At 72.1% G+C, this 26122-nt stretch carries 23 protein-coding genes and 1 pseudogene; 8 read left to right on the top strand and 16 right to left on the bottom strand.

Features of this window, described 5'->3' with window-relative positions; translation table 11 throughout:
• The 4 genes from FJ309_08570 to FJ309_08555 all read right to left on the bottom strand — a co-directional run.
• Nucleotides 1–819 (bottom strand): type III pantothenate kinase (locus FJ309_08570; GenBank protein ID MBM3954651.1); only part of this gene is annotated, 819 nt, incomplete at its 3' end.
• A complete protein-coding gene (gene obgE, locus FJ309_08565; GenBank protein ID MBM3954650.1) occupies nt 816–1841 on the bottom strand; it encodes a GTPase ObgE in 1026 nt (341 codons plus the stop codon). The genes FJ309_08570 and obgE, both read right to left, overlap by 4 nt.
• A 45-nt stretch (nt 1842–1886) precedes the next feature.
• On the bottom strand, nt 1887–2138 hold the full coding sequence (locus FJ309_08560; protein ID MBM3954649.1) for a 50S ribosomal protein L27: 252 nt from the start codon (nt 2136–2138) through the stop codon (nt 1887–1889).
• Nucleotides 2139–2182: 44 nt separating this feature from the next.
• Nucleotides 2183–3874 (bottom strand): hypothetical protein, encoded by a 1692-nt coding sequence (locus tag FJ309_08555; GenBank protein ID MBM3954648.1) that lies wholly within the window; start codon nt 3872–3874, stop codon nt 2183–2185.
• Nucleotides 3875–4222: 348 nt separating this feature from the next.
• Here FJ309_08555 and FJ309_08550 point away from each other — a divergent pair, with 348 nt between their 5' ends.
• A complete protein-coding gene (locus FJ309_08550) occupies nt 4223–4507 on the top strand; it encodes a hypothetical protein (GenBank protein MBM3954647.1) in 285 nt (94 codons plus the stop codon).
• Here FJ309_08550 and FJ309_08545 read toward each other — a convergent pair.
• Together FJ309_08545 and FJ309_08540 are read right to left on the bottom strand one after the other, a co-directional pair.
• Entirely contained in the window at nt 4462–5304 is an 843-nt protein-coding gene (locus FJ309_08545; protein ID MBM3954646.1) for a ParA family protein, read from the bottom strand. The genes FJ309_08550 and FJ309_08545 overlap by 46 nt on opposite strands.
• A 110-nt stretch (nt 5305–5414) precedes the next feature.
• On the bottom strand, nt 5415–6014 hold the full coding sequence (locus FJ309_08540; protein MBM3954645.1) for a hypothetical protein: 600 nt from the start codon (nt 6012–6014) through the stop codon (nt 5415–5417).
• 136 nt (nt 6015–6150) lie between these two features.
• Here FJ309_08540 and FJ309_08535 point away from each other — a divergent pair, with 136 nt between their 5' ends.
• The 4 genes from FJ309_08535 to FJ309_08520 all read left to right on the top strand — a co-directional run bounded on the left by FJ309_08535 (nt 6151) and on the right by FJ309_08520 (nt 9430).
• Nucleotides 6151–6378 carry a hypothetical protein gene (locus tag FJ309_08535; protein ID MBM3954644.1) on the top strand — a complete coding sequence of 76 codons (228 nt, stop codon included), beginning with the start codon at nt 6151–6153 and terminating at the stop codon, nt 6376–6378.
• 3 nt (nt 6379–6381) lie between these two features.
• On the top strand, nt 6382–7515 hold the full coding sequence (aroB, locus tag FJ309_08530; GenBank protein ID MBM3954643.1) for a 3-dehydroquinate synthase: 1134 nt from the start codon (nt 6382–6384) through the stop codon (nt 7513–7515).
• Between the two features lie 835 nt (nt 7516–8350).
• The gene (locus tag FJ309_08525; GenBank protein MBM3954642.1) at nt 8351–8887 is read left to right on the top strand and encodes a response regulator; all 537 of its coding nucleotides are present in this window, start codon (nt 8351–8353) and stop codon (nt 8885–8887) included.
• An 81-nt stretch (nt 8888–8968) separates the two neighbouring features.
• Entirely contained in the window at nt 8969–9430 is a 462-nt protein-coding gene (locus FJ309_08520) for a hypothetical protein (GenBank protein ID MBM3954641.1), read from the top strand.
• A 32-nt stretch (nt 9431–9462) separates the two neighbouring features.
• On the opposite strand, the gene FJ309_08515 is transcribed toward FJ309_08520, so the two are convergent.
• Complete coding sequence (locus FJ309_08515) at nt 9463–11304, bottom strand: phosphatase PAP2 family protein (protein ID MBM3954640.1); 1842 nt, start codon at nt 11302–11304, stop codon at nt 9463–9465.
• Nucleotides 11018–12871 (bottom strand): aldehyde dehydrogenase family protein, encoded by a 1854-nt coding sequence (locus FJ309_08510; GenBank protein MBM3954639.1) that lies wholly within the window; start codon nt 12869–12871, stop codon nt 11018–11020. The genes FJ309_08515 and FJ309_08510 overlap by 287 nt, the downstream gene beginning before the upstream one ends.
• On the opposite strand from FJ309_08510, the gene FJ309_08505 reads away from it, so the two are divergent.
• Together FJ309_08505 and tal are read left to right on the top strand one after the other, a co-directional pair.
• Nucleotides 12781–14841, top strand: a complete 2061-nt coding sequence (locus FJ309_08505; GenBank protein ID MBM3954638.1) for a RecQ family ATP-dependent DNA helicase — start codon at nt 12781–12783, stop codon at nt 14839–14841. The two genes, FJ309_08510 and FJ309_08505, sit on opposite strands and share 91 nt — an antisense overlap.
• A 55-nt stretch (nt 14842–14896) precedes the next feature.
• Nucleotides 14897–15976 (top strand): transaldolase, encoded by a 1080-nt coding sequence (tal, locus tag FJ309_08500; protein ID MBM3954637.1) that lies wholly within the window; start codon nt 14897–14899, stop codon nt 15974–15976.
• Between the two features lie 3 nt (nt 15977–15979).
• Here tal and FJ309_08495 read toward each other — a convergent pair whose 3' ends face one another.
• The 7 genes and pseudogenes from FJ309_08495 to rlmKL form a co-directional block, all read right to left on the bottom strand.
• Nucleotides 15980–16687 (bottom strand): ABC transporter ATP-binding protein, encoded by a 708-nt coding sequence (locus FJ309_08495; GenBank protein MBM3954636.1) that lies wholly within the window; start codon nt 16685–16687, stop codon nt 15980–15982.
• Nucleotides 16688–16696: 9 nt separating this feature from the next.
• A complete protein-coding gene (locus FJ309_08490; protein ID MBM3954635.1) occupies nt 16697–17578 on the bottom strand; it encodes an ABC transporter ATP-binding protein in 882 nt (293 codons plus the stop codon).
• A 228-nt stretch (nt 17579–17806) separates the two neighbouring features.
• Nucleotides 17807–18013 (bottom strand): annotated as a pseudogene (locus FJ309_08485) (ATP-binding cassette domain-containing protein).
• A complete protein-coding gene (locus FJ309_08480) occupies nt 18010–19098 on the bottom strand; it encodes a branched-chain amino acid ABC transporter permease (protein MBM3954634.1) in 1089 nt (362 codons plus the stop codon). Before FJ309_08480 ends, FJ309_08485 begins: the two are co-directional and overlap by 4 nt.
• A gap of 2 nt (nt 19099–19100) precedes the next feature.
• A complete protein-coding gene (locus FJ309_08475; GenBank protein ID MBM3954633.1) occupies nt 19101–20159 on the bottom strand; it encodes a branched-chain amino acid ABC transporter permease in 1059 nt (352 codons plus the stop codon).
• Entirely contained in the window at nt 20035–21273 is a 1239-nt protein-coding gene (locus tag FJ309_08470) for a branched-chain amino acid ABC transporter substrate-binding protein (protein ID MBM3954632.1), read from the bottom strand. Before FJ309_08470 ends, FJ309_08475 begins: the two co-directional genes overlap by 125 nt.
• Before the next feature lie 73 nt (nt 21274–21346).
• Nucleotides 21347–23857, bottom strand: a complete 2511-nt coding sequence (rlmKL, locus tag FJ309_08465) for a bifunctional 23S rRNA (guanine(2069)-N(7))-methyltransferase RlmK/23S rRNA (guanine(2445)-N(2))-methyltransferase RlmL (protein ID MBM3954631.1) — start codon at nt 23855–23857, stop codon at nt 21347–21349.
• Between rlmKL and FJ309_08460 the strand changes: the two genes are divergently transcribed.
• Entirely contained in the window at nt 23775–25103 is a 1329-nt protein-coding gene (locus FJ309_08460; GenBank protein MBM3954630.1) for a DUF1080 domain-containing protein, read from the top strand. The genes rlmKL and FJ309_08460 overlap by 83 nt on opposite strands.
• Before the next feature lie 83 nt (nt 25104–25186).
• On the opposite strand, the gene FJ309_08455 is transcribed toward FJ309_08460, so the two are convergent.
• Nucleotides 25187–26113, bottom strand: a complete 927-nt coding sequence (locus FJ309_08455; protein MBM3954629.1) for a hypothetical protein — start codon at nt 26111–26113, stop codon at nt 25187–25189.
• Nucleotides 26114–26122 lie beyond the last annotated feature (9 nt).

Below are 26122 nucleotides of genomic sequence, written 5' to 3'. Positions count from 1 at the left end.
CAGGGTGTCGCGGAGCATGCCCCGGCCGCCGCCGGTGAGGTACAGCGCCGCCGAGCTGCCGACGGCGTCGCGCGAGCGATCGACGAGCGTGCGGATCGCCCCGCGGAGCCCCCAGCCGATGCCGACGGTGATCGCTTCGGTCGTCGACCGCCCCGGCGGGGGCGGCGGGGCATCCAGCGGCGTGTGGACTTCCGGAAGGAGGCTCGTGCCGGTGGCCAGCGCCCGGGCGAGAAGCGTCGGGCCGGGGAAGATCGCCCCGCCGAGAAAGGCCCCGTCGGCCGCCACGCAGCCGACGGTCGCCGCCGTGCCGCAGTCGACGATCACCGCCGGCCGGCCGCGCTCGAGCCGGGCCACGGCCGCCGCCGCGGCGAGCCGATCGATGCCGACCCTGTCGGGCGCCGCCAGCCGGACCTCGAGTGGCAGATCGGCCGGGCCGATGAACCGGATCTCGAGCGCATGTCCCCGCGCCACCGCGAGACGGGCCACGACCTCTTCGAGCCGGGCGGCGGCGGCGACATTCACACTGCCGACAAGCAGGAGCCCTGCCCCAGGCGCGGCACCTGCGATGAACCGGGCAAGCGCGTCGGTCGCAGGAGCGTCTGCAGCCAGCGCGTCGGCAGCCAGCGCGTCTGCAGCCAGCGCGTCTGCAGCCAGCGCGTCTGCAGCCAGCTCGCGGGCGACCAGATCGAGGCGCGCGGCGAGCCCCGGGCCGTGCGGATCGAGGGCCGCCAGCTTGATCCGCGAATTGCCGACATCGGCGACAAACACCCGCGCGGCAGCGGGAGACGGGCGCGGAGGCGCCGGGTCGCGGGGCGTCATCGGGGGCGATCCTGCGCTGGCGCGGCGGCGTCGGGCGGGCTGTCGAGCTGGCGGACGACGGCGTGGAGCAGCCGGTCGAGCCCGGCACCGGTGACGGCACTGACGGCGAGCACGGGGCGGCCGAGCTCCGCTTCGAGGCGCTCGCGGATCTCCGCGGAGCCGGGCAGCTCGGCCTTGCTGACGATCGTGATCTCGGGGCGAAGGGCGAGGAGCGGATCGTAGGCCGCCAGCTCGGCGCGGATCGTGCGGTGGTTGGCGAGCGGATCGGAGCCGTCGAGCGGAGCCGGCTCGACCACATGGACGAGGATCCCGGCGCGCTCGACATGCCGGAGAAACTCGTGCCCCAGCCCCGTGCCGGCGTGCGCCCCCTCGATCAGCCCCGGGAGGTCGGCGAGGACGAAGCTCCGGTCGCGGTCGATCGCCACGATCCCGAGCATCGGCGATTTGGTGGTGAAGGCGTAGTCGGCGATCTGCGGCCGGGCGCGCGAGAGGCGCGAGAGGAGCGTGCTCTTGCCGGCGTTGGGGAGGCCGACCAGGCCGACGTCGGCGATCACCTTCAGCTCGAGTGCCAGCCGCCGCGCCTCCCCCTTGCCACCGGGGGTGGTCGTCCGCGGGGCGCGGTTGGTGGACGACTTGAAGTGGACGTTGCCGAAGCCGCCGGCCCCTCCCTGCGCCGCCACGAGCCGGTCGCCGGGGCGGGCGAGATCGCGGAGCACCAGGCCCGTCTGCTCGTCGGTGACGATCGTGCCGGGGGGCACGAGGAGGACGATGTCCTCGGCCGAGCGGCCATGGCAATTGGCCGGGCCGCCCGGTTCGCCATGCGGGGCACGCCACTGGGCCCGGTGGGCGAGTGCGGCGAGCGAATCGACCCCCGCCTCGGCGGCGAGGATCACGCTGCCGCCGGCACCGCCATCGCCGCCGTCGGGGCCACCGCGCGGCACGTACTTCTCGCGGCGGAAGCTGCCGCTGCCACGGCCGCCGTCACCGGCCACCACCTCGATCCGCACCCGGTCGACGAACATCGCACACTCGGATCGACGACCGCGCGGAAGTGCGGCGGAAGTGCGTCAGCCTTGGCCGGCGACGACGTTGACGCGACGGCCTTCCCGGTCGAAGCCGACGACGCCGTCGACGAGGGCAAACAGCGTGTAGTCGGTGCCCATGCCGACGTTGCGCCCGGGCTGGAACTTCGTCCCGACCTGGCGCACGAGGATGTTGCCGGCGCGGACGGTCTGCCCGGCAAACTTCTTCACCCCGCGCCGCTGGGCGTTCGAATCACGGCCGTTGCGACTGGAACCCTGACCTTTTTTGTGGGCCATGACACGATCCCGGGGGACGAAGGAAATCACCTGCCACAGAGAGCTTACTCCGGGTTTTCGTAGCGGAAAACCCAACCGTGGTCAATTCCCTCCCCCGCTCCCGTGGCGGTGGCGTAGAGCGACTCGCCTTCGGCTCCGAACAGGCCCCCGATGAGCCGGGCGCGTGTGGCGGCGTCGGACTCGCCGTCGATCAGCGTCCGCGCGAAGTCGAAGCCGGTGAGCGGCCCGGCCGTCGCCAGCGGGCGCCGGTCGAGGTCGAATTCGTCGAGGACCGCCTCGCCGCGGGCCAGCGCCACTTCGTCGGCGAGGTCGTCGATCCGCCGCGCGGCCGGGCCGAACAGGTCTGCCGTGAGGGCCTCGCGCCGCGCCGGGTCGCGCGTTTTCTCGATCGCGCCAAGCACCGCCGCCACACCGGCCAACGGCTTCCCGGCGAGCTGCTCGGGCGTCGTGCCCAGCGCCGTGAGGCCTGCCCGGCGGGCGGCATCGGCCTGTGGATCGACCGGGCCGACCAGCGCCCTGGTCGCGTCCTCGAGCTGGCCGATGGCGAGGTCGCCGAGCAGATCGCGCAGGGCACGGCCGCGCGCCGGGGCGTCGGGGAGCGTGGCGAGGCGGTCCACGACCAGCGCCAGCGGAGCCAGCGAGCGCGGGGCGTCGTCCCCTTCGGCAGCCGGCGGCGGCGGGTCGAGCAGGTCGCCCCAGGTCAGGCCCAGCGCCTCGAGGCCGCGCGGCGGATTCGATTTGACCACCGCGGGGCGCGCGGCGATGGCGAGGAGCTTCGAGCCGAGGGTCCGCGTCTCGTAGAGGCCGGCGTGGCCGATGCTCATCTGCTCGACCGCTTCGTCGCGGTCGTCGCCGGGGCGCCAGAAATCGAGCCGCAGGCTCTCCAGCGCGTATTCCTCGCCGCGGCCGGGGATCGACTCGGGGGTGAATGTTGCATCGGCGCGCTGCCGCCAGCGGATCGCGTTGGTAAGGCCGCGGATGTAGATCGAGAAAAAGTCGATCCGCGGATCGACATCCTCCCACGTGGCGATCCCCCACCGTTCGCCGCCGGGGGGAATCGCGCTTGCCGCCATGCTCGCGCTGTCGAACACCGGCTGGTCGGGAGCCCCGCCGAATTCGCGGGCGCGGATCGCGTCGACCGCCGTCGGGATCAGCCGGTCGAGGTAGGCCCGGTAGGAGGTCGCTCCCTCGGACGCCGACAGCCCCTCGACGCTCTCGAGGACCATGTGGGGGATGAACCGCACCGGCATCTGGACCGGCTCGGTGGTGAGCTTCGTCATGTCGCCCCCCTCGCCGACGACGCGCCGGGCGCCGGTGTTGCGGACGCGGTACACGAGGTACCAGACGCGCTTGCGGCGCATGCGGAGGTCGGCAGCGGGGATGTCGACGTCGATCTGCCGCGGCGGCTTGAACGCGAATTCCAGGCACCACACGTCGCGGAGAAACTCACGGTTGACGCCGCGGCCGACGAACGTGCTCCCCGGGGGGGCCTGCTTCGGCTCCCACACCCGGTCGGGAAACCCGCGTGTGATCTCGGGGATGTCGGCGCGCTGCAGCGGATCGTCGGCGGAGCGGTCGGAGGGGATCACCGTCAGCACGCCGGGGGCGAGGCGACGAAACCCGGTCGGCGGTGCATCTTGGGCCCGGGCGACAGCGGCGGTTGAGGCCGGCAGGAGCGCCGCGACGACCACGAGGCTGGCAAACCCGGGGTACGCGACGGCAAGACGGTGTGGCATCGAACGCCTCATCCTCGGAAGAGTGCCGGGAGCTCGCCTCCCGGGGGACCGAAAACCCCGCCGTGCCGGCACCGACCCCAGGCCGCACAGTTGCCGAACGATACGAAATAGAAGGGTTTTCAGCGAAAAACCTCAGATCTTTCCTTTTTTCGCCATTTTTTCTTGCTTACCCAAAACCCCAAAGGCAGACTTTTCCGTGCCGGCGAGAAACGGCCTGCCTTCCCCCGTGGGGAGCTGGGTCCCTTCCGGGCATCGACCGCGAAACCGGTCGCGGGCTCGAAAACTGCTCTCCACCAGCCAGGCCGGACGATTCACACTCCGCCCCCTTCCGCAGGAAGCATTCCACGCATGGCCAGTGTCCGCCGCTCGTCGTCGCGTTCGGTCGCTTCCGGCGTGCGGGCCGCTCCGGTCGCGTTCGTGTCGGCCGAGGCCTTCGACTCCACGGGCATCCTCGTCGGCATGGACCCCTCTGCCTCGTGCTACTGGTGGCTGCCCGATCTCGGGGCCCCGGCAGCCGTTCCCGAGCGGTCGACGGGGTCGGGGCTGCCGCTGTCCCTCACCGTGACCTCCGGTCCGGTCGCCGCTCCTCAGGCCGCCCGCCGCGCTGCGTCGAGCGCCACCGCCGCCGCCTGATCGATCTCGGCGGCGAGATTGCCGTAGTCCTCGGCTCCGTGCGAGTCGGGAGCGTAGTCGAAGATCGACCGGCCGAAGCTCGGGGCCTCGGCCAGGCGGATGTTGCGCCGAATCCGGGTGGCGAACACCCGCGCGTCGCGCCACGCCCGGTGCCGCTCGGCCGCGGCGCCGAAAAACGCCTCGACGTCCCGGCCGATCTCCTGCGCCAGCCGCGTGCCCGACTCGTACAGGCAAAACACCACCCCGAGCACTGCCAGCCGCGGGTTGACCCGGTCGGCGACCAGCTCGACCGTCTCGAGCAGCTTGCTCACGCCATGGAGGGCGAGGAAATGGGGCTGGAGCGGGAGGAGGACGCTGTCGACCGCCGCCATGGCGTTGAGCGACAGCAGGCCGAGCGACGGGGGACAGTCGATGATCAGGTAGTCGTAGGGGGCCGGGCCTGAGCCGGAGCAGGCCGGGTCGTCGGCGAACCGGCGCGCGAGGATCGACTCCCTCCCCGGCTGGCCGGCGAGCGCCACCTCGGTGGCCGACAGGTCGATGTGCGACGGCACGAGCCAGAGGTTTTCGGCGGCGACGACCGTGGCGTCGGCGAGCGACACGCCGCCGGTGAGGACGTCGAATGCCGACAGCCGATGGCTTCCCGGCTGGACACCGACATGGAGCGTGGCGTGGGCCTGCGCGTCGAGGTCGACCAGGCACACCCGGCGACCGGCCCGCGCCAGGCCGACGGCGAGGTTGACCGACGTCGTCGTCTTGCCCACGCCCCCCTTCTGGTTGGCGACCGCGATCGAACGCATGCGTCTCTCCTCGTCGGGCTGCGCGCCGGTGCAGCCGCCGGTCCCATGGCGCGGTCGCGCCGGCGGGGGGGAGGATAGGCTGACGCCCCCGACCACCAAAAGGGCGATTTTTACGGCGTTTCCGCGGAAGTGGTGGCTTCGATCCAGTCGGCGATCCCGCGCCCGATCCGGCCGACCGGAAGCACCCCCGGCCGCCCCACCACCGTGAGGCGCCGCGGTACACCGCCCCCACCGTCGAAGCACAGCGCGACGGCCCTCCCGTCGCCGGTATCCACTTTGGACACGGGGTCCCTCGAGAACACGAGCACGTGGCTCCAGCCGGAGTCGGCCGCCTCACCGCCGCCACCGTCACCGTTGGACGCCGTCCCGGCGAGGAAATTCGCGTCCTCGACCAGACCGCGGCGCAGATGGACCAGCCCCCGCGCGGCACTGACATCCCGGCGCGCGGCTGCCAACCACGTGCCCGGGCGATCTCCGGGGCGGACGCCGGACCACAGCTCGACATGCGGCGCCGTAGTGATCGCCCTGGCGACCTCGGCACCATAGAAGCCCAGACACCGCCTGGTTTGGCCGCGCTGCCAGGCGATCCCGGTGATTCCCGCAGCGATTCCGAGGGCCACCAGGCCGGCCACGAGCCGCCGCCCCGACGATGCCGGCGTGACCGCACCGCGGTTCTGGGAGACGTCGGGGAAGGGTCGCGGGTATGTCATCGGGGGTGCGTTCGGGTGCGGGATGGCGCGGCCGCGCTCGAGCCGATCGCCGCGGTGGCGAGGGTATACTCTCGTGACACGGTAGGCGGACCGGAGTGGATAGCCGATCCCCTGCCAGCCTGCGACAGGACGATCCATGCCCAACGCCTTCGACCCGTACCGGGAGGCTCTCGTCGTCGAGGCCCGCACGGTGTGGCCCGGGGACTACGACGAGTGGTCCGCGACCGACCGAGAGCGGGTCGAAGCGGCCCTCCACGCGACCCCCCAGGAAGCCTCGGATCTCGACTACTGCCGGGTGCACTCCGGCTTCGCCCGGGTCGTGACCGTCACCGCCGACGATCTCGCGCGCCTCGGCGCAGGCTGACCCGTGACGCTCCACGAGCGGGTGATCCGCTTCGCCGACGACGGTGCCCGCGGACGGGCCGCTCCAGCGGTCAGCCGGGTTTTCGTCGGGATTGGTGCGGTTTCCCGACTACTCGACGGGGTGGCGGAAGCGGGCGCCCGGCGCGGTGTCGTGATCGCCGACGGTGCGGTCGCGGCCACCGTGGCTGTGGAGGTCGAATCGGCCCTGTCGGCGCGGGGCCTGACGACGGCGCTGATCGCGGTCCCGGCCGGTGAGACGAGCAAATCGGCCGCGGAAGCGGTGCGGTTGTGGGAGGCCCTCGCCGGCCTTCCAGCCGACCGGGCGACGCACGTCATCGCCGTCGGGGGGGGAGTGGTCGGGGATCTCGCCGGGTTCGTCGCGGCGACGTTCGTCCGGGGGCTTCCGGTGTGGCAGGTGCCGACGACGCTCGTCGCCCAGGTGGATAGCGCGATCGGCGGCAAAACAGGGATCAATCTCGCCGCCGGCAAGAATCTGGTGGGGGCGTTTTGGCAGCCCGTCGGCGTGGCCTGCGACCCGGCTTCGCTCGCGACGCTCCCGGACCGCGAATACCGCAGCGGCCTGGCCGAGGTCGTCAAATACGGCGTGATCCTCGACAGCGAGCTGTTCGTCTGGCTGGAGGGATCGGTCGATTCGATCCTCGCCCGGGAGCCGGCGGCCATTTCCCACCTCGTGGGCCGCTGCGTGGACCTCAAGGCCACCGTCGTGGGGGCGGACGAATTCGAGCGGTCCGGTCTGCGGGCGATCCTCAATTACGGCCATACGATCGGCCACGCCATCGAGAATCTGGCCGGATATGGCCGGTTGCTCCACGGCGAGGCGGTCGCAATGGGGATGACCGCTGCCGCCCGGCTGGCCCTTGCCACGGGGCGGTTGCCGGTCGAGATCGCCCGCCGCCAAGCTGCCCTCCTGGCCCGGTTCGGCCTTCCGCTGGCCCCTGTCGGTATCGCGGGGCTGTCGGTGGAGGGGATCGTCGAGGCCCTGTCCCGCGACAAGAAAAGCCTCCACGGCCGGGTCCGGTTCATCCTGCCGACAGACCTGGGGCACGTCGGCATCGTCGACGATCTCGATTCCGGGCTCGTCCGTGAGGTCGTGGCGGACCTGCTGTCCGGTAGCTGACCGGCCGCTTTCCCGAGTTTCTCGGTTGCCGATCGGGTCGGCGGCCGAACCTGAGCGCCGATCCAGGCCGCCAAGCGGCGACCGCACGGGTCATGGGGTGAGTACCTCACTGCCATCCAGCAACCCGTGGAAAAAGTGACCGGCCGCCGGATGCGGCCGATGGCGACCCGGGAAACCCTCGGCGTTTCCCGCGGTCGCTCAAGTGGACAAAGGCCATGGAGGGCTTTGTCCACGGACAGCCAGGGGTGGGGCGATTCACACCACCCACTGGGGCAATTCGAACCGGACGCGGGACACTCTCCGACCCGGTGGACGCCAGGCGATAGGAACGAATACCCGAGCGAGCAGCCAAAAAACGGACTGTTTTACGCATTCCACGGAAAAAAAGACCTGATATAGCTCCAACCGCGAGGTTTGGCACACCACCTGCACATGTTCCATCAGCCCCGCTGTTCGGTCGGTCCCGCTCAGTGGGACCGGCCGGTTACCGACCGCAGGGCGGCATATGGAGGACTTGGTCATGAATGGCTCGCACATCGCCCAGGGCGTCTCGGTCGGCAAGGTCGGCAACGGCGCTGACTTGGCTTGGTTCACCCGTTCCGACTGCCTCCTGTGCCTCCTGCCGATCTCGCTGTTTCTCCCGATCCTGTCGTTGATCTGAGCTCCGCTCCTGCTGGTGGCCGGCGACGCTGGTGGTCGCCGGATGGCACTGCGGCTGGTACGCGCTGCCGGCGGCCCTGCGCCGCCGCCCTGCGACGGTCCGGCCGTGGGAACGATGCGAATGGTTTTCCATCGTGCGACCGCACCCGACGGTGCCGGTCCCAAGGAGGTCATCATGTCGACTTCAGATCGCCCCGCGGCAGCGAATGACACGCAGCAGCACGGCGGTCCCGATTCCGCATCTCACCCGGCCCCGTCGCGGATCCGGGAGGTCGTGATCGTCGACCCGGCGATTCACCACTACGGCGACTTCGTCGGGTCGGCACGGAAGGGGCTGATTGGCCTCCACTTCTGTGCCGACGGCCGGGCGGCGATGCGGATGGCGAAGCGCTTCCGGTCCGACGTCTGGCTGATCGCCGGCGAACTCCCCGACATGTCGGGCTTCGACCTGCTCGACATGCTCGCCGAAGACATCGAACAGAGCAGCGTCGATCCGCTTCGCAGCGGGTCGAGCGTGTCCCTCGGGCACCTCGACGAGGTGGCCAAGTCGCGGGTTTACGTCGTTGCGGAAGAGTATCGCATCGAGGATGAGCAGCGGGCCCTGGCCGCCGGTGTCACTGGGTATCGCGTGCGTCCCGTCACCCTCGACGTGCTCGACCCCGCCGGTCTGGTACCGCCACAGACCAAGATCCCCGCCCAGGTCCGCGGCTGAGCCCGGTTGTGCCCCGGCAGGTCCCACCGTTCCACATATCCCTGTATCCCTCTTCGGTCGATCCCCGTAAGGAGTCTCGCCATGTCCAGCGAAACGTATGCAGAGGTCCTCCGGATCGCGATCATTGACCCCAACTTCGACGACCACACCGTGCTGGCTTCCGAAGCCCGTTCGGGATCGCTCGAAATGCACTATCGCTCCAGCGGTGCCGAGGCCCTTCGCCTCGCCCGCGGCCGGGAGTTCGACGCGTGGATCGTGGCTGCTGAGCTCGACGACATGCACGGCTCCGATTTCGCCGGCCTGCTCCAGGAGCGGGTCGCTGCCAGCATGACCGCCACCCCGGCCGAGCGAGTGCCGCGGGTGCTGATCATCGGCGGCGACGGCCGCGACGGGATCGCGATGCCGCTGTCGGCCAGCGCCGTCCGAGAGGCAGTCGTCGGCTCGACCGTGACCACGGCCAGCGCGTGGTGGCAGCACGTTCCCGCCCTGCCGCTGGGCATGACCGCTGCGATGATGGCCGTGGCAATGCTCGTCGTCGGCTGACCCACTCGGGACCGGGCTCACGACTGCCGCGCTCACCAGCGGGCCTCGACGGACATGCCGCCGAGATCTGCCATCGGCATCGGCACGAGGCTGATGTCCATCCCGGCGTACTGCCACTCCGTGCGGTCCACGGCCACGGCACTCGCCCAGGCGAGGTACCAGCCGAGAAACGCCTGCGACGGATAGTGGGCGTTGTCGGTGACCCGGGAGAAGGCGACGAAGGTCGAGCAGACCAGCAGTCCTCCCTTCGCCCACGGGCTTTCCGCCATCTCGGCGGCGGCCAGGAAGGGGATGGCGCCGACGAACGCATGGCCGCTGACGCCATTGTTGTCGTTGAAAAAATGCCATTTGCTCCCCGCCGGGCTTTCTCCGGGCCGCGATGCCCCGGTGGCGAGCTGGAGGACGTACACTGGCGCTGCGCCGACGACGAACATCCGCAGCGACCGTGACCCCCACTCGCCGATCACGTCCCCCGTCGGACGCCCCTCGAGAATCAATCCCGTCGCCGCGGCGGCGCCGAACACCGACAGCGCGTAGCGCCCCTCGCCGATGTCCTTGCATCCCGAGAAGAACTTCCCCAGGTCGGTCGGGGTGACGCTCTGCTGCCAGGCGGTCTGCACGGTGGTGTCGAACCCGGTGTTGGCCATCAACGCTCCCGCGCCGAACGCGGCCGCCATGCAGACGAGCGCTTCGTCGTCGTAGAAGTGACGCTGATCGGCGAGCAGTTTGTGCAGCGTGCGGGAAACCCGCGGAAAGCGGCTACCCGCCCAGGGCGGCCCGCCGCGCGGCGCCGGATCGCTCCAGGTTTCGGCCGGGAAGACGGGTACGTCGGGTAAGGGCACGACGGCGGCGTCGGCGACGACCAACGACACCGCTAAAGCGCCGATCCCGGCAGACGCGGTCGACGGGTTCCAGGCCCACGCGACACCCCCTGCTCCGGTCGCGGACAGTCCGTCGGTATCGTCACCCGTGCCGATCGTCGCCGTCTCGACGACCGTATCGACCCAGGCCCCGTCGGCAACCGGGCGAATCCGGGCCACGACCCGCTGGCGTCGCGGGAGGGGGTGCCACTCCGCTCCGTCCGCGTCCGGGGGAACTTCGAACCACGCCGAGCGCACGAGCCCCGGGCCGGGGGGGTCACGCGACAGATCGGGGGCGACGGTGGACACGATCGGCCACTCGCCACCGACCGCCTCGATCGTCTGCAGCCACAGCGAATGCGGCGCGATCCCCCGGAGAAACGCGCTCTCGGCCTCCGACGCCTGAATTCCGTCGGCGCCGAGGGCCAGGCCGCCGGCCAGCGTCAAGCACAGGGCGCGGCATCGAAACGTCCGGCGCCGGATGCCCCCGTCGCACGTCCGGGCAGTCCGCTCACGCTGCGACCGGCGCTCCAGTCGCCCCGCACCGCGGTCGGCCGGGGGGGCATCGCGGCGCCGCGCGGGGCGGGAATCTCGTGGCGGATGAGGCATGCGGCAGGCACCCCGGGGGGGCGGACTGTCCCAGCCCTGCTCCGGTCCGACAAGGGCTGTTTGCCCCGGGTTCGACCGGCGTGGCAGCCAGCCTCCCCATCTTTCATGCCCCACCCGGTCAGCCCCCGCCTCCCAGCGCTGCCGGCAGCATCGCGAGCAACTGCGGCAGCGACGACTGCCCCCTGGCACGGGAGCCGTACATGCCGACCACGCCGCTGGCGAGGCGCTCGCCGCCGGCATGCCAGGGAAACCACGCCGGCACCATCCAACTCGACAGCGGCGCCCGCAGCACGGTGTTGTGCACGAGCGGCAGGAAGTGCGGATCGTGGACCCAGCCGATGCCGCTGCCCGGTTCGGCGAGCGTGGCGCCGGGGAACCCCCCCCAGGGCACGCTCGTCGTCGCATAGGCCAACGCCGACCAGGTGTTGACCGCCACCGTGCCGTATTCGAGGTGCTCGACGAGCAGATCGGCACGCCGGGCGTCGTGGGGGGAGAGGCCACGTGGCAGCGTCACGCTCGCGGCGAGCGTGCCGGGCAGACGGCGGCAGAGCTCGGTCGCCCGCGCACAGAAATCGTCGATGCCGGACGCGTCGAGCGGCACCTCGGCGGCCACCGGCACGAACCACTCGCGATCGAGCAGTGTGCCGTCGCGGGCCGGGTCGATCCCCTGCCGCAGCACCCAGGGAAGACTGCCGTCGGCGGGCGCCGCGGTGCCCGTCGCCTGCTCCCAGAGAGCGGCCGCCCCGGGATACCAGGCTTGCCGGGCCGGGGCAGCGGCCAGCCGCCTGGCGACGGCGGCGAGGAAGGCCTCGCGCTGGTCCCATCCCCGGCAGGTGACCAGACACTTGGTGGCGATGCAGTTGAACGACGTGTTGTTGAGGATCGACGCCGCGACGCAATCGGCCTGCCGCTTCAGTTCGGCGGCCGAGTAGCGCGCCGGCAGGACGATCCATGGCGTCACGTTGCCCAGTTCGCAGGTGATCGGCTTCGACAGGCGGGGCACGTCGCCGGCACGGTGGGGACCGCGGCAACCCCAGACGAGCGCGTCGAACGCCGCCTCACCGCCGGTGAGATGGACGTGCCCGACGCCCGGCTCGGCGACCAGCGCCGCCGCCACGTCGGTGCCTCCGGGAACGATCTCCAGCAGGTCGGCCTCGATCAGCGGCGCCAGCGCCCGCCGGAAGACCGGCTCGAGCGCGGCATGGACCGGATGCGGCTTGAGGACAACGCTGCGGCCATGCTCGAAGATCTGGCTGATGCCGTCGCCGACAGACAAGGCGGTGACGTTACCGGCACCGAGCACCACGGCGACGCCACCGGCGGCGCTCCGCCGGGCGGCTTCGTCGCGCCAGGCGCGCTCGAACGCCTCGGGGCCCCCCGGGTCGATGCAGCGGACGGTGGCCGTGTGGCCGCCGAAGATCGCCATGTCTGACAGCCCCGGCTCCGGCAGCACGTCGATCGCGACAAACCGCCGTCCGGCCGCGGCGGCGCTGAACCGCGGGGCGCCCGCAGCCGGCCGCGGCCTCCCCTCCGCCGCGATCTGCCCGAGGCAGCGGGCCGTGATCAGCAGGAGCCGCAGTGTCGCCAGCGGGCCGGTCGCGGTCTCCTCCGCCCGCGCCGTGCCGGCCGCCGGCGCGGGCGCGGCGGCGCGTTTGATGGCGACCGCCTCACGGACCCAGTCGGCGGCGGCGGTCGCCGTGCACCGCGCGGTCTCGATCGCCAGCCGCGCGCGTGCCGCGGGATCCCGACCGGCGTGCCGCGTGCTCCCGGTTGCGAGGCGCGACACCACCTGCTTCAACGACGAATCCACGATTGGTCCCCCGCTCGGTTCGGTCGGCATCGATCCGGTGCATCGTAGCTTTACCGTGGCCAAAGCCCTCCATGGCCTTTGTCCACTCAGGGACCGCGCGGAACGCCAGCGTCGGCCGCATCCAGCGGCCGTTTGATCTTTACCGTGGCCAAAGCCCTCCATGGCCTCGGGTGGCTCGGCCGTCTGGTAGTCTGTCCAGCTTCCGTCTCACCCCAGGTGCGCTCGTGCCACGGACGGCATCCACGTACGACCACCGGCCCGATGCCTGCCCGCCTCCCGGCGACGGCGCCGGCCCGCCGGCCGACGCCCGCGTGGCCGCGATCCTCCAACGCTGGTGGGGATTCGACAAGCTCCGCCCCCTCCAGGCCGACGCGATCGACGCCGCCCTCGGCGGCCGCGACTCGCTGGTCGTGATGCCCACCGGGGGCGGCAAGAGCCTGTGCTACCAGTTGCCCCCGTTGGTTGGCGATTCGACCGACGTGGTGATCTCGCCGCTGGTAGCGCTGATGAAGGACCAGGTCGACGGCCTCGAGGCGATCGGCTATCCCGCCGCAGCCCTCCACGGGGGCCTGTCGCCGGCGGAGCGCGGGCGGATCCGCGAGCGGCTTGCCGCCGGGGAGTTGCGCCTCCTGTTCACGGCGCCGGAGCGGCTGGTCAACACCGGCCTGCTCGACCTCCTCGCCACGGTCGGGGTCAAGCGGTTCGCGATCGACGAGGCCCACTGCATCAGCCACTGGGGGCACGATTTCCGCCCCGAATACCGGCAGCTGGCGCTGCTCCGCGAGCGCTTCCCGGCGGCCAGCCTCCATGCCTTCACGGCCACCGCCACGCCGCGCGTCCGCGACGACATCGTCGCCCAGCTGTCGCTGCGCCGGCCGACGGTCCTCGTCGGCACGTTCGACCGCCCCAACCTCTGCTACCGCGTCGTGCCACGGACCGACCGCAACGCCCAGGTGGCCGAGATCCTCGGCCGTCACCGCGGCGAGGCCTCGATCGTCTACTGCATCTCGCGCGCCGAGACCGAGCGGCTCGCCGCGCGGCTCGCCGCCGCCGGGTTCCTCGCCCGGCCCTACCATGCCGGTCTCGACCAGGGGGAGCGGCGCCGCACGCAGGAGGCGTTCGCCCGCGAGACGATCGACGTCGTCGTCGCCACCGTCGCCTTCGGGATGGGGATCGACCGCTCGGACGTCCGGCTCGTGCTCCACACCGGCCTCCCGAAGAGCCTCGAGGCCTACCAGCAGGAGACCGGCCGCGCCGGACGCGACGGCCTGGCGGCGGAGTGCGTGCTCCTCTATTCGTCGGCCGACGTGTTCAGCTGGGAGGCGCTGGTGCGCCGCAGCGCCGCCGAAGCCGAGCTCGGCGCCGACGAATCGGCGGCGCTCGTCGCCGGCCAGATGGAGCATCTCCATGCGATGCGCCGCTACGCCCAGGCCGCGCGCTGCCGCCATGCGGCGCTGTCGGAGTATTTCGGCCAGGCCTACCCCCCGGCGGCGTGCGGTGCCTGCGACGTCTGCCTCGGCGAAACCGACGCGCTGCCGGAGGCGACCGTCACCGCCCAGAAGATCCTCTCGTGCGTCGCCCGGGTGCAGCAGCGGTTCGGCGTCCGCCACGTCTGCGAGGTGCTGCGCGGGGCGCGCACCGAGGCGGTCCTGCGCCACGGCCACGACCGCCTCTCGACGTTCGGCCTGCTGCCGACGCTCGACCAGCGGACCGCCGAGAACCTCGTCCACCAGCTCCTCGACCTCGAGCTCCTCGACCGCTCAGGGGGCGACCGGCCCGTGATCGCGCTCAACGAGCGCTCCTGGGAGGTCCTCAAGGGCAATCGTCCCGTCGTCCTCCTCGAGCCACGCGCCGCGCGTTCCACCCGCCCCACCAAGGGCGAGACCGACGACTGGGAGGGCGTCGACCGCGACCTGTTCGAGCGGCTCCGCGTCTGGCGGCGCCGGGTCGCCGACGCGCGGGGCAAGCCGGCCTGGACGATCCTCGACGACAAGGCCCTCCGGGCGATCGCCCGCGAGCGCCCCGCCTCCCCTGCCGCCCTGCTCCGCTGCCGGGGCATCGGCGAGAAACGGCTCGCCGATTTCGGGGCCGTGATCCTCGACATCGTCGCGGGGCGGCCGATACCCGGGTAGAGTGGGGACGCGTCGGCCGGGGGGCCGGTGCCCTTCCCCCTTACCGGATCCCGCCATGAACCGCGTCACGTCCAGTCTTCGCCACCTCGGCCAGAGCCTGTGGCTCGACAACATCACCCGCGGCATCCTCGACGACGGGACGCTCGCCCGGTACATCGACGAGCTTTCGGTGACGGGCCTGACGAGCAACCCGACGATCTTCAATCAGGCGGTCAAGGGGAGCGACTTCTACGACGACGCCATCGCCCGGAAGCGGAGCGCGGGGCGGTCGGGCGAGGAATTGTTCTTCGAGCTGGCGATCGAGGATCTGGTCCGGGCCGCCGACCTGTTCCGGCCGGTCCACGAACTGACCGGGGGGATCGACGGCTGGGTGTCGCTCGAGGTCTCGCCGCGCCTCGCCTACGACACCGCCAGCACGCTCGCCGCCGCCCGCGACCTCCACGCCCGGGCCGCGCGCCCCAACCTGTTCATCAAGATCCCCGGCACACCGGCCGGACTGCCTGCGATCGAGGAGGCGATCTTCGCCGGCGTGCCGGTCAACGTCACGCTGCTGTTCACGCGCGAGCAATACCTCGCCGCCGCCGACGCCTACCTCCGCGGCATCGAGCGGCGGATCGACGCCGGTCTCGACCCGCGCGTCTGCTCGGTGGCGTCGCTGTTCATCAGCCGCTGGGACGGGGCGACCGCCACCCGGCTCCCCGACGGGCTGCGGCACCGGCTCGGCATCGCCATCGGCCAGCGCTGCTACCAGGCCTACCGTGAGCTCATCGCCTCCGACCGCTGCCAGCGCCTGGCGAACTTCGGCGCCTGGCCGCAACGGCTGCTGTTCGCCAGCACGGGGACGAAAGACAAGAGCCTCTCCGACCATCTCTACGTCCGCAGCCTGATCGCCCCCAACACCGTCAACACGATGCCCGAGGCGACGCTGCTGGCGTTCGCCGACCACGGGACGCTCGCCGAGCCGCTGTCGAGCGGGGGGGGCCAGGCGGAGCGGGTGCTGTTCGAGATCGCCCGCGGCGGTGTCGACACCGCCGCCCTCGGCGAGCAGCTCCAGGCGCAGGGCGCCGAGGCGTTCGTGAAGAGCTGGGACGAGCTCCTCCAGGTGATCGACGAGAAGTCGCGGGCCCTGGCCTGACGCTCAGCCCTCGCCGAGGTAGGCCTCGCGGACGCGGCGATCCCCCGCCAGCTCGGCGCCGCTGCCGGAGAGGGTGATCCGCCCGCTCTCCAGCACGTACCCGCGCCCGGCCTGGCGGAGGGCGACGCGGGCGTTCTGCTCGACGAGCACGACGGCGATCCCCCGGGCGGCCAGCGCGGCGATGACCTCGAAGATCTTCGCCACCACCAAGGGCGCCAGCCCGAGCGACGGCTCGTCGAGGAGCAGGAGCCGCGGGCGGCCAACCAGCGCGCGGCCGAGGGCGAGCATCTGCTGCTCGCCGCCGGAGAGCGTGCCGCCGGCCTGGGAAAGGCGCTGGCCGAGAACGGGAAACAGTGCACAGACCTCGTCGATGTCGCGCTGCACGCCGGCGCGGTCGCCGCGCGCCTGGCCGCCGATCTCGAGGTTCTCGCGCACGGAGAGCCGGGGGAAAATCCGCCGTCCCTCCGGCGCGTGCCCGATGCCGAGGCGGACGATGCGGTGGACGGGCCGGCCGGCGAGGTCGTGGCCGTCGAAGGTGACGCGCCCCGCGCGCGGCGGGACGACCCCCGAAATCGCCAGCAGCAGCGTGGTCTTGCCGGCACCGTTGGCGCCGATGATCGCCACCAACTCCCCGACGTCGACGTCGAGGGACACGCCATCGAGGGCGCGGATCGGTCCGTAGCCCGCGGCCAGGTCTCGTACCTCGAGCAGCGCCATCCCCTACTCCTCACCGCCGAGGTAGGCCTCGATCACCCGCGGGTCGCGCCGCACCTCCTCCGGCGTGCCCTCCGCGATCTTGACGCCGTGGTCGAGGACGACGACGCGGTCGCTGACCCGCATCACGACGTTCATGTGGTGCTCGATGAGCAGCACCGTCAGCCCGCGCGCCCGCAGCCGCTCGACCAGGCCCGCCAGCTCGAGGGCTTCGGCGGGATTCATGCCCGCGGCCGGTTCGTCGAGGAGGATCAGCGACGCGCCGGTCGCCACGGCCCGGGCGATCTCGAGACGCCGCTGGTCGCCGTAGGGCAGTTCGCCGGCGATCCGGTTCGCGGCCCCGGCCAGGCCGACGAACGCCAGGGTGTCGAGCGCCGTGGCCCGGGCCCCTTCCTCCGCCCGCCGCATCGACGCGGTGCCCAGGAGCATGGCGGGGACGCCGCCGGGGATCGAACGGTCGAGGCCGACGAGGACGTTTTCGAGGACCGTCATCTGGCGGAACAGACGGATGTTCTGGAACGTCCGCGCGATCCCCGCCCGGGCGACCACCTCCGGCGCGCGGCGGCCGCGCCGCCAAATCGCCACCGCACCGGCGACACCGACCAGCCACCCGGCGCCGAGCCCGAGCCAGCCGCGGCGGCGGATCACGTCCTTGCCACGGGCGAGACGGTCGAGGACCTCCTCGGGCACCCGGGGAATCTCGATGGCGGGAGCGGCGCCGGCTCCGCGGTCGAGGTCACTGGCGTCGGGCACCGTCCCCGGCCCGGCGCGCCTGGCCGTGACCGCCGCCTGGAGCAGGTCGCGCACGCGGCGGGCCTCCGCGAGGTCGCGGCGGATGGCGAGCACGTCGCGGCCGTCGGCGCTGACGACGCGCCACTTGCCCGCCATCTGGTCGATCGCCAGCTCGGCGCGGAAGTAGCCGCGCAGCCGTGCCATCGCGCCGGCGAGCGTGAACGGCTCGCCGGTCACCATCCCGCGCTTCACCACCGCCTGCCAGAGGCGATCGGCGTCGACGGCCGCCGCCGCCAGGAGCAGCCCGATGAGGAGCCCGACCCCCATCGCCTGCCAGAACGTGGCCGCGGTGAACGCACGCTGCAGCCGGCGCCCGAGGAACCGCACCGTACCGCCGGAAGGAGGATAGATGCCGCTGATGCAGTTGAAGGCGGTGGTCTTGCCGGCGCCGTTGGGGCCGATGAGCGACACCACGCTCCCGGCCGGCACCTCGAGGTCGAGGTCCGACACGGCGACCAGCCCCCCGAACCGGATCGTCAGCCGGTCGACGTCGAGGAGCGGCACGGACGACGCCAGCGGGGCCCCGCTCATGGCCGCACCCCGGCGGTGTGGGCCGCCTCGCGGCGGGCCGGGACGAGGCCCTCGGGCCGGTAGCGCATCACCAGCACCAGCGCCGTGCCGAACACCGCCAGCCGCCAGCCGCTGAACGACAGCAGGCTCGAGCCGGAGGGATTGATCCGCATCTCCTGGATCCAGGCGTCGGCCCAGGGGGCGAGAACGGTGTCGAAGCCGACGAGGATCGCCACGCCGAGAAGCGTGCCGGGGATGCTCCCCAGACCGCCGAGGATCACGGCACACAGGACCATGATCGAGCGGTTGAAGTCGTAGGCGTTGGGATCGGCGGTGGTCGAGAGGCTGGCGGCGTAGAGGCAGCCCGCCAGGCCGGCCACCGCGGACGACAGGGCGAAGGCGGAGAGCTTCACGCGCGTCGCCGAAACCCCCATCGCAGTCGCCGCCAGTTCGTCCTCGCGGACGGCGACCCACGCCCGCCCGAGCCGCGACCGCTCCAGTCGCCGCAGCGCGACGACGACCGCGGCGAGAACGGCCAGCGACAGGTAGTAGAACCAGCGCGGGTCGGTGGCGAAGGCCCGGCCGAGGTCGATCCCGCCGAGTGTCACCCCGGCCCCCGGCGGCGGCACCGGGTTGAGGCCCTTCATCCCGCCGGTGATCTGCTCGAGGTTGCGGAGCATCACCTTGACGACCTCGCTGAAGCCGAGCGTCACGATCGCCAGGTAGTCGCCGCGGAGGCGCAGCGTCGGCGCGCCCAGCGCCAGCCCGACGCCGGCGCACAGCGCGGTGGCGAGCACCGCCGCGGGGGCGAAGCCGAGTTGGAACGGATTCATCGGCACGGTGAGGATCGCCACCGCATAGGCACCGATCCCGAAGAAGGCCGCGATCCCGAGATGGACCAGGCCGGTGTAGCCGACCATCACGTTGAGACCCAGCGCCAGGATGCAGGAGATGAACAGCGTCGTCATCTGCCCGCCGAGCGCCCCGCCGAGCGCGGGGACGAGCGCCGGCGCCGCGGCGAGGGCCACCAGCGCCACCACGTCCCAATGGGCGCGCAGCCAGGGCCGCAGGGCGGGCCGGACCGGGGCTCGGCGCGTGGTAGCCATGCTCAAACCTTCTCGCGGGTGCGGCGGCCGAGCAGGCCTTCCGGGCGGAACACGAGGATCACGATCAGGATCGTGAACACGACGGCCCCCGTCCACCGCTCCCCGACGACGGCGCTGGCCAGCGACCGGACCAGGCCGATCACGAGGCCGCCGACGACGGCGCCGGGAATACTGCCGATGCCACCGATGACCGCGGCGGTGAACGCGTAGAGGCCGTTCTGGAACCCCATCTGGAAGCCGATGGTGTTGATGTACAGGCCGTAGATCACGCTCGCCGCGCCGCCGAGGAACCCGCCGATGAAGAACGTCGCGGCGATCACCCGGTCGACGTCGATGCCGACGAGCATCGCCACCGTCTGGTCCTGCGATACGGCGCGCATCGCCCGGCCGAGTGGCGTGACCCGCACCAGGATGCTCAGCAGGACCATCAGCGGCACCACCACCGCGACGACGAGCAGATCCTTGGCGGCGAACCGCAGCCCGTCGTCGCCGAGGAGATTGCCGGCGGGGAGGAGGTCGGGAAACGACCGATCGGCCGGCCCGATCCAGAACAGCCCGATGTTCATGAAGATGAACGACACGCCGATCGCCGACACCAACGGCGCCAGCTTCGGGGCGGTCCGCAGCGGCCGGTAGACGAGCCGGTCGACGGCGACGTTGAGCAGTCCGCAGAACGTGCCGCAGGCGACGACGAGAAACACGATCCCGGCGATCGAGCCTGCCACCCCGGCGCCCGCCAGCCCCAGCAGCCCGACCAGCGACAGCGCCAGGCAGGCCCCGAGCATGATCAGGTCGCCGTGGGCGAAGTTGATCAGGCCGATGATCCCGTAGACCATCGTGTAGCCCAGTGCCACCAGCGCCACCAGCGCCCCGTTGGTGAGCCCGATCAGACACTGCTGGAGGAAGAACTGCACGGCGGCGGATTCCGGGGGCCGGTCAGGGTGCGGCGCCGGCGGCCGGTTCGGCCGCCGCGGTGTCGTCGATCGCCGCCTCGAACACGAACGCACCGCCGCGGACCGCGCTGATGGTGAGCGTGCGCAGGCTCGTGTCGCCGTTGGCATCGACGCTCCATCGGCCCAGCGCTCCCTCGTAATTCCGCAGGGCGAGGGCGGCGTCGGCGATCGCGCGCCGGTCCTTGGCGCCAACGGTGCGGATCGCGTGGAGCGCGACGCAGGTCGCCTCGTAGCCGTAGACGGCGTAGGCCTCGGGCAGCGTGCCGTGGCGGCGCTTGTATTCGGCGACGAAGTCGGCCCCCTTGCCGGTGAGCCGCTCGGGCGGGAGGCCGCCGAACGTCACGTAGCAGCGCCCCTCGAGCGTGGCCGCGCCAGCGGCGTCGATGAACGCCTGCTCCATGCAGCCGTCGGGCACGAGGAGCTTGGCGGTGATCCCCGCCCCGGCGAGGTCCTTGGCGAGCTGGCCCCCTTTGCTCTGCGTCGTGCCACCGAAATAGACCAGATCGGGCTCGGCCGCCTTGATGCTCGCCATCAACGACTTGAATTCCTGGGCCCGCGAGTCGATCGAGTCGTGGCCGAGGACCTCGATCCCCAGCTCCCGGCAGCGCTCGTCGAACAGGTCGGCGATCCCCTTCCCGTAGACCTCGTTGTCGTCGAGGATCATCACCCTGCGCCACCCCTTGGCGTGTGCCCAGTCGGCCGACAGCGGCCCCTGGATGTCGTCGGCGGGGACGACGCGCATGTAGTTGCGCGCGCCGGTCGGCCGGTAGACCTCCGGCTCCCCCGGCTCCCCGAGCCCCGGTTTGGTCAGGCCGACGGCGGTGTTGGCCGGCGACACCATCAGCAGATCGCCCTGGTTGAGGATCGGCATCGCCACCTTCGCGGCACCGGAGTTGTAGGTGCCGATGTAGGCGCAGACGTCGGGATCCTGCAGCGCACGGCGGGCATTGGCGGCCTCCGCCTCGCTGGTCCACTGGCCGGCGGCGGCAGTCGAATCGTCGAGATCGAGATACTCGATCCGAAACGGCCCGACGCGCCCTCCGGCTTCCTCGATCGCCATCCGGATGCCGTTGACGATCGTGTCGGACTGCTGCTTCGCGCTGCCGGTCCGTGGCAGGCTCGACACGATCCGCACCACGTTCGGGTCGGCCGGACGGCAGCCGGCCGCGACCGCGGCCGCGAGCAGGCACGACGCGCGGCGGGAGAAGCGCGGGACAGGCATGGAGAGATGGTAAACGACCGCCGCGCCGCCGCAACGCCCCGGCCCTCCTCGGCGGCCGCTGACCACCCCCGCCTCACCGGCGCACCAGCCGCCAGGCGCGGTGGATCCGCTGGTTGCGGAAGTCCTCGGGGATCGTCCGCTGGGTGATCTCGCGGAGGGTGTACAGCGGTTCGAGATCGGCGGTGGCGAGGTGGAAGCGGCGGAAGTTGGTCGAGAAGTACACCACCCCTCCGGAGACGAGATTCCGGGCGACCAGGTCGAGTAACCCTGCGTGGTCGCGCTGCACGTCCCAGTCTGTTTCGGAGCGTGCCGACCGGGAGAACGTCGGCGGATCGACGACCACGAGGTCGAACGGCGCCTCGCCGCGCCGGGCGCGGTGCTCGAGGAAGGCGCGGGCATCGTCGCGCACGGTGCGGTGGCGACCGGCGTCCTTGAAGCCGTTCAAGGCGAGGTTGGTGCGCGTCCAGTCGAGGTAGGTGTTGGAGAGGTCGACACTCGTCGTCTCGACCGCGCCGCCGGCGGCGGCGTGGACCGAAAACGCGCCGGTGTAGCAGAACAGGTTGGCGAATCGCTTGCCGGTCGCCTCGCCGCGGACCAGCGCCCGGGTCGTGCGGTGGTCGAGGAACAGCCCGGTGTCGACGTAGTCGGAGAGATTCACCCGGAAGCGCAACCCCCCCTCGGCGACGTCGAGGAGGGCCTCGCGGGCATCGACCTTCTCATACTGCTCGCCGCCGCGCTGCCGGCGCCGCAGCTTGAGGAACACGCGGGCCGGGGCCACGCCGAGCTCGGCCGCCGCCGCCTCGACCATCCGATCGAGCCAAACTTCGTGCTCGGCCTCGCTCCGCTCGTGGGGCCGCTCGTACTCGGCGGCGTGCAGCCAACCGGCGTACCAGTCGATCACCAGCGGGACCTCGGGGATGTCGCGGTCGTACACGCGGAACGCGTCGGTCCCCTGGCGCCGCGCGAAGCGCGCGAGGTGCTTGAAGCGCTTGGCGAGCCGGCGGCGGAAGTCGCCGAGCTGGTCTTCAACGGGCCGGCCGCCGCTCCGCGGCGGGCCCGCGGGCGCTGCCGGCGCCTGGCCAGCGGCAGCGCCGGGGGATGGCGGATGGCCCGCGGTGCCATCCGCCGGCGCGCCAGTGGTCGGCTCTGCCGGCGACGGGGCGGGCCGGGGGCGGATCTCGAGCTCGAGCAGCCGGCAGGCGATCGGCCCGTTGGCAAGCGCCACGCGGTGCACCGGCCGCAGGCCGAGGTGGCCGGCGACGGGGGAATCGGGGGCGAGGATCGCCGCGCGCCAGCCGCCGCATCGCTGCACGAGCCAATCGCCGAGCCGGCGGAACAGCGCCCCGGCCCGCGGCACCGGGAGGCGCTCGCCATACGGCGGATTGGTGACCACCAGGCCCGCCGGCGCGGCGGGACGCGCCTCCTCGAAGTGCCGCCTTTCGATCACGATCGCCCCCGCCACCCCGGCCGCCGTGGCACAGGCCCGCGCCGCCTCGACGGCGCGCGGATCGAGGTCGCTCGCCTGGAAGCTCCCGGCCGGCGGCCTCACCCGGGCTTCGAGATCGGCGACGATCCGCGCCGCCAAGTCCCGGTCGCAGTCGCGGAACCGGAAGAAGCCGTGCCCCTCGCGCCGGGCGCGCCACAGTCCGGGGGCGATGCCGGCGGCACGCGTCGCCGCCTCGACGACCAGCGTCCCGGACCCGCACAGCGGATCGAGGAGCGCCTCGCCGGGCTCCCAGCCGGCGATCGCGAGGATCCCGGCGGCGAGCACCTCCGAGAGCGGCGCCTCGACCTCCCCGGTCCGCCAGCCGCGCTGGTGGAGCGAGCGGCCGGCAGCGTCGCGGAACACCGTGGCGACGTTCCCCACCAGGTGCAGGCCGACGCGCAGCGTCGCCCCGCGCAGCTCCACGCTCGGCCGCCGCCCGCTCGGCGTGCGGAGCTGGTCGACGATCGCGTCTTTCACGACCTGCACCGCATACAGCGAGTGGGTCGTGAACGTGTCGTGGATCGCGGCGTCGACGCGGAGCGTGTCCTTGATACGGAGCTGCTCGCGCCAGTCGATCGTCGCCACCGCGGCATACAGCTCCTCCGGCGAGGTCACCGGGAACCGCCCGAGGGGTTCGAGCACGCGGATCGCCGTCCGGCACTCGAGGACCGCGCGGTACAGCGTCTCGCGCTGCCGATCCGGCGGCGCCGAAAACTCGATCGTCCGCCGGCCGATCCGCAGGTCGAGTGCGCCGACGGCGGCCAATTCGCCGGCCAGCACCCGCTCCAGCCCCTCGAGCGTCCGGGCGGTGAGCCGCGGCGGCTCGTCGGCGACCGGCGCGGGGAGCGGGCGGGGCACGGGGATGACGGGAGGAAACGGGATCGTCATGGAGGCTCCGTCACCGGCGCTGCCGCGCGCCGGACCGACGTGGCGGTTGTATCCTGTTTCCAGCTTCCCGGTTCGTATTCCTCCCGCACGTTCGATCGACCCCATTCCCTCACGAGCCAGCCCCGCCATGATCGCGCCGTCCCCGCTCCCGCTTCGTGGCCATGCCCTGCCCCGGTTCGTCGTGGCGGTCCTCACCGGCCTGGTTGCCATCGGCGGCCGGCCCGGTGCCGCGCCCCGGGCCGACGAGCCGGCGGCGCTCGTCCTGCCCGACAGCGACGAGGGGCTCCCGGGCGTCGGGCCGATCCGCCGCTACGACTGGTTCAAGAACCTGTGGAACGAGCGCCGTGGCACCTGGGCGTCGCGCCGTGCCGCCGATGCCCGGGCCGTGGTGTTCCTCGGCGACTCGATCACGCAGGGTTTCGCCGACGACTTCAAGGGGGCCTTCCCCGGCGCCAAGCTCGCCAACCGCGGGATCAGCGGCGACACCACCCGCGGCATGCTCCTCCGCCTCGCCGACGACGTCCTCGCCCTCGAGCCGGCCGCGGTCGTGATGCTGATGGGCACCAACGACCTCGAGGAAGGGGCCGCGCCGGAGCAGATCGCCGCCAACGTCCGCGCGATCATCGACCGGATCGAGGCCCACAATCCGCGGACGCCGATCGTCGTCTGCCAGGTGTTTCCCAGCGCCGCCGAGAAGAAGCGCCCCGCCGACGCGATCAAAAAGGTCAACGCCCTGGTCGCCGCGGCGGTCAAGAACGACCCGCGCGTCCGGTTGGTCGACACCTGGAACCTGTTCGCCGGCCCGACCGGCGACGCCACGCCGGAGGAGTTTCCCGACCTCCTCCACCCCAACGACGCCGGCTACGCGAAGTGGGTCGCGGCGATCCGCCCGGTGCTCGAGACGCTCGACGTCGTGCCCGTACCCGCCGACGATTTCCAGCCGGAAGCCGGGTTCGAGCTGCTGTTCAACGGCCGTGATCTCACCGGCTGGGGCTACCGGGAACAGAAGTCGCTCGAGAAGCAACTCGACCTCGACGGCCGTACGAGCAGCCCCGATGGCCGCTACGTCGTCCGGCACGGCCGGATCGTCGTCACCACGCCTCCCGAGGGGCGCCGCGTCGAGCAGCTGTGGACGACGCGCGAGATCCCCGGCAACTTCATCCTCAAGCTCGAGTTCCGCGCCACGCCGACGGCCGACAGCGGCGTCTTCATCCGCGCCCCGCAGCTGCAGTGTCGCGACTACCGCCTCGCCGGCCCGTACAAGCAATTGCAGCACTACAAGCCGCAGGACTGGAACGAACTGATCGTCACCGTGATCGACGGCAAGGCGCTGTGCCGCTGCCACGACGAGCTCCTCGAAGTGGCCCTGCCGGTGCCCGCCACCGGGCCGATCGGCCTCGAAGGAGACTCGGGGCAGCTCGAGTACCGGCGGATCAGGTTCACGAAGCTGCCCTGACGCTGCTCCGCTCAGAGCGTCTCCACTGCTCAGAGCGTCTCCACTGCTCAGAGCGTCTCCACTGCTCAGAGCGTCTCCACTGCTCAGAGCGTCTCCACTGCAACGAGCCTCTCGAGGCGGGCGACGTCGGCCGGGTCGAGGCGACCGGCCAGGAGCGTGCCGCAGTTGGCCGCGGCACAGGCGATGCCGTGGACGACCGCTGACAGCGGCTCCCGACCGGCGACGAGCGCCGCGGCACACCCGGCGGCAAGGCAATCACCCGAGCCGATCGGGTTCTCGATCCGGTCGAGCGACGGGGGCGCGATCCGCCACCGGCCGCCGTCGGGACCGGCGACGACCACCGGCCGCGGGCCGTCGGTGACCACCACCCACCGCGCGCCACGGGCGACGAGACCGGCGATCGCCCCGCGGACGTCGTCCTCCGTGGCCAGTTCCCGGCCCACCGTCCGCGCCAATTCCTCGCGGTTGGGCTTCACGAGCAGGGGCCGCAGCGGGAGCGCCTCGAGCAGCTCCGGCCCGCGCGCGTCGAGGATCGCCGGGCAGCGTGTGCGCGCAAGCAGGTCGCGGTACAGCGTCGCCGGGGTCGCGGCGGGCAGCGACCCCGAAAGGACGGCGGCGCCGGCAACGTCCACGGCCGCTCCAAAAGCGGCGACGAAGGCCGCGAGCTCGTCGGCGGCGATCGGCGCGGCGTTCTCGACCAGCTCGGTCGTGCGGCCGGACGCCTCGTCGAGCAGTGTCGTGCAGGTCCGCGTCGCGGTCGCCGTGGGGACGGCGGAGAGCGTCACGCCCGCACGGGCGCAGTCGTCGGCGACCATCCGCCCCGCGGCGCCGCCGAGGACCGTCACGGCGCGGTGCGGGCAGGAGAGTGAGTGGAGCGCGATCGCGACGTTGACCACCTTGCCACTGGCACCGCGCCACACGTCGGTGGCGCGGTTGACCTCGCCGGGCACGAGCGCCCGGAAGCGCATGATCGCCTGCCAGGCGGGCGACAATCCGGCGGCGACGACCATCGACGCCCC

Source organism: Planctomycetota bacterium, assembly GCA_016872555.1.
Taxonomy (GTDB): Bacteria; Planctomycetota; Planctomycetia; order Pirellulales; family UBA1268; genus F1-20-MAGs016.
Note: the sequence above shows the minus strand (reverse complement) of the source record. Positions and strands in the feature narration are given on the sequence as shown.

Coding starts and splice junctions, on each gene's coding strand:
- obgE (MBM3954650.1), bottom strand. CDS start 1,841: ATGTTCGTCGACCGGGTGCGGATCGAGGTGGTGGCCGGTGACGGCGGC.
- FJ309_08560 (MBM3954649.1), bottom strand. CDS start 2,138: ATGGCCCACAAAAAAGGTCAGGGTTCCAGTCGCAACGGCCGTGATTCG.
- FJ309_08555 (MBM3954648.1), bottom strand. CDS start 3,874: ATGCCACACCGTCTTGCCGTCGCGTACCCCGGGTTTGCCAGCCTCGTG.
- FJ309_08550 (MBM3954647.1), top strand. CDS start 4,223: ATGGCCAGTGTCCGCCGCTCGTCGTCGCGTTCGGTCGCTTCCGGCGTG.
- FJ309_08545 (MBM3954646.1), bottom strand. CDS start 5,304: ATGCGTTCGATCGCGGTCGCCAACCAGAAGGGGGGCGTGGGCAAGACG.
- FJ309_08540 (MBM3954645.1), bottom strand. CDS start 6,014: ATGACATACCCGCGACCCTTCCCCGACGTCTCCCAGAACCGCGGTGCG.
- FJ309_08535 (MBM3954644.1), top strand. CDS start 6,151: ATGCCCAACGCCTTCGACCCGTACCGGGAGGCTCTCGTCGTCGAGGCC.
- FJ309_08525 (MBM3954642.1), top strand. CDS start 8,351: ATGTCGACTTCAGATCGCCCCGCGGCAGCGAATGACACGCAGCAGCAC.
- FJ309_08520 (MBM3954641.1), top strand. CDS start 8,969: ATGTCCAGCGAAACGTATGCAGAGGTCCTCCGGATCGCGATCATTGAC.
- FJ309_08515 (MBM3954640.1), bottom strand. CDS start 11,304: ATGCGACGACGAGCGTGCCCTGGGGGGGGTTCCCCGGCGCCACGCTCG.
- FJ309_08505 (MBM3954638.1), top strand. CDS start 12,781: ATGGCCTTTGTCCACTCAGGGACCGCGCGGAACGCCAGCGTCGGCCGC.
- FJ309_08510 (MBM3954639.1), bottom strand. CDS start 12,871: ATGGAGGGCTTTGGCCACGGTAAAGATCAAACGGCCGCTGGATGCGGC.
- tal (MBM3954637.1), top strand. CDS start 14,897: ATGAACCGCGTCACGTCCAGTCTTCGCCACCTCGGCCAGAGCCTGTGG.
- FJ309_08490 (MBM3954635.1), bottom strand. CDS start 17,578: ATGGCGGGCAAGTGGCGCGTCGTCAGCGCCGACGGCCGCGACGTGCTC.
- FJ309_08480 (MBM3954634.1), bottom strand. CDS start 19,098: ATGGCTACCACGCGCCGAGCCCCGGTCCGGCCCGCCCTGCGGCCCTGG.
- FJ309_08475 (MBM3954633.1), bottom strand. CDS start 20,159: ATGCCAACGGCGACACGAGCCTGCGCACGCTCACCATCAGCGCGGTCC.
- FJ309_08470 (MBM3954632.1), bottom strand. CDS start 21,273: ATGCCTGTCCCGCGCTTCTCCCGCCGCGCGTCGTGCCTGCTCGCGGCC.
- FJ309_08460 (MBM3954630.1), top strand. CDS start 23,775: ATGATCGCGCCGTCCCCGCTCCCGCTTCGTGGCCATGCCCTGCCCCGG.
- rlmKL (MBM3954631.1), bottom strand. CDS start 23,857: ATGGCAACCAGGCCGGTGAGGACCGCCACGACGAACCGGGGCAGGGCA.
- FJ309_08455 (MBM3954629.1), bottom strand. CDS start 26,113: ATGGTCGTCGCCGCCGGATTGTCGCCCGCCTGGCAGGCGATCATGCGC.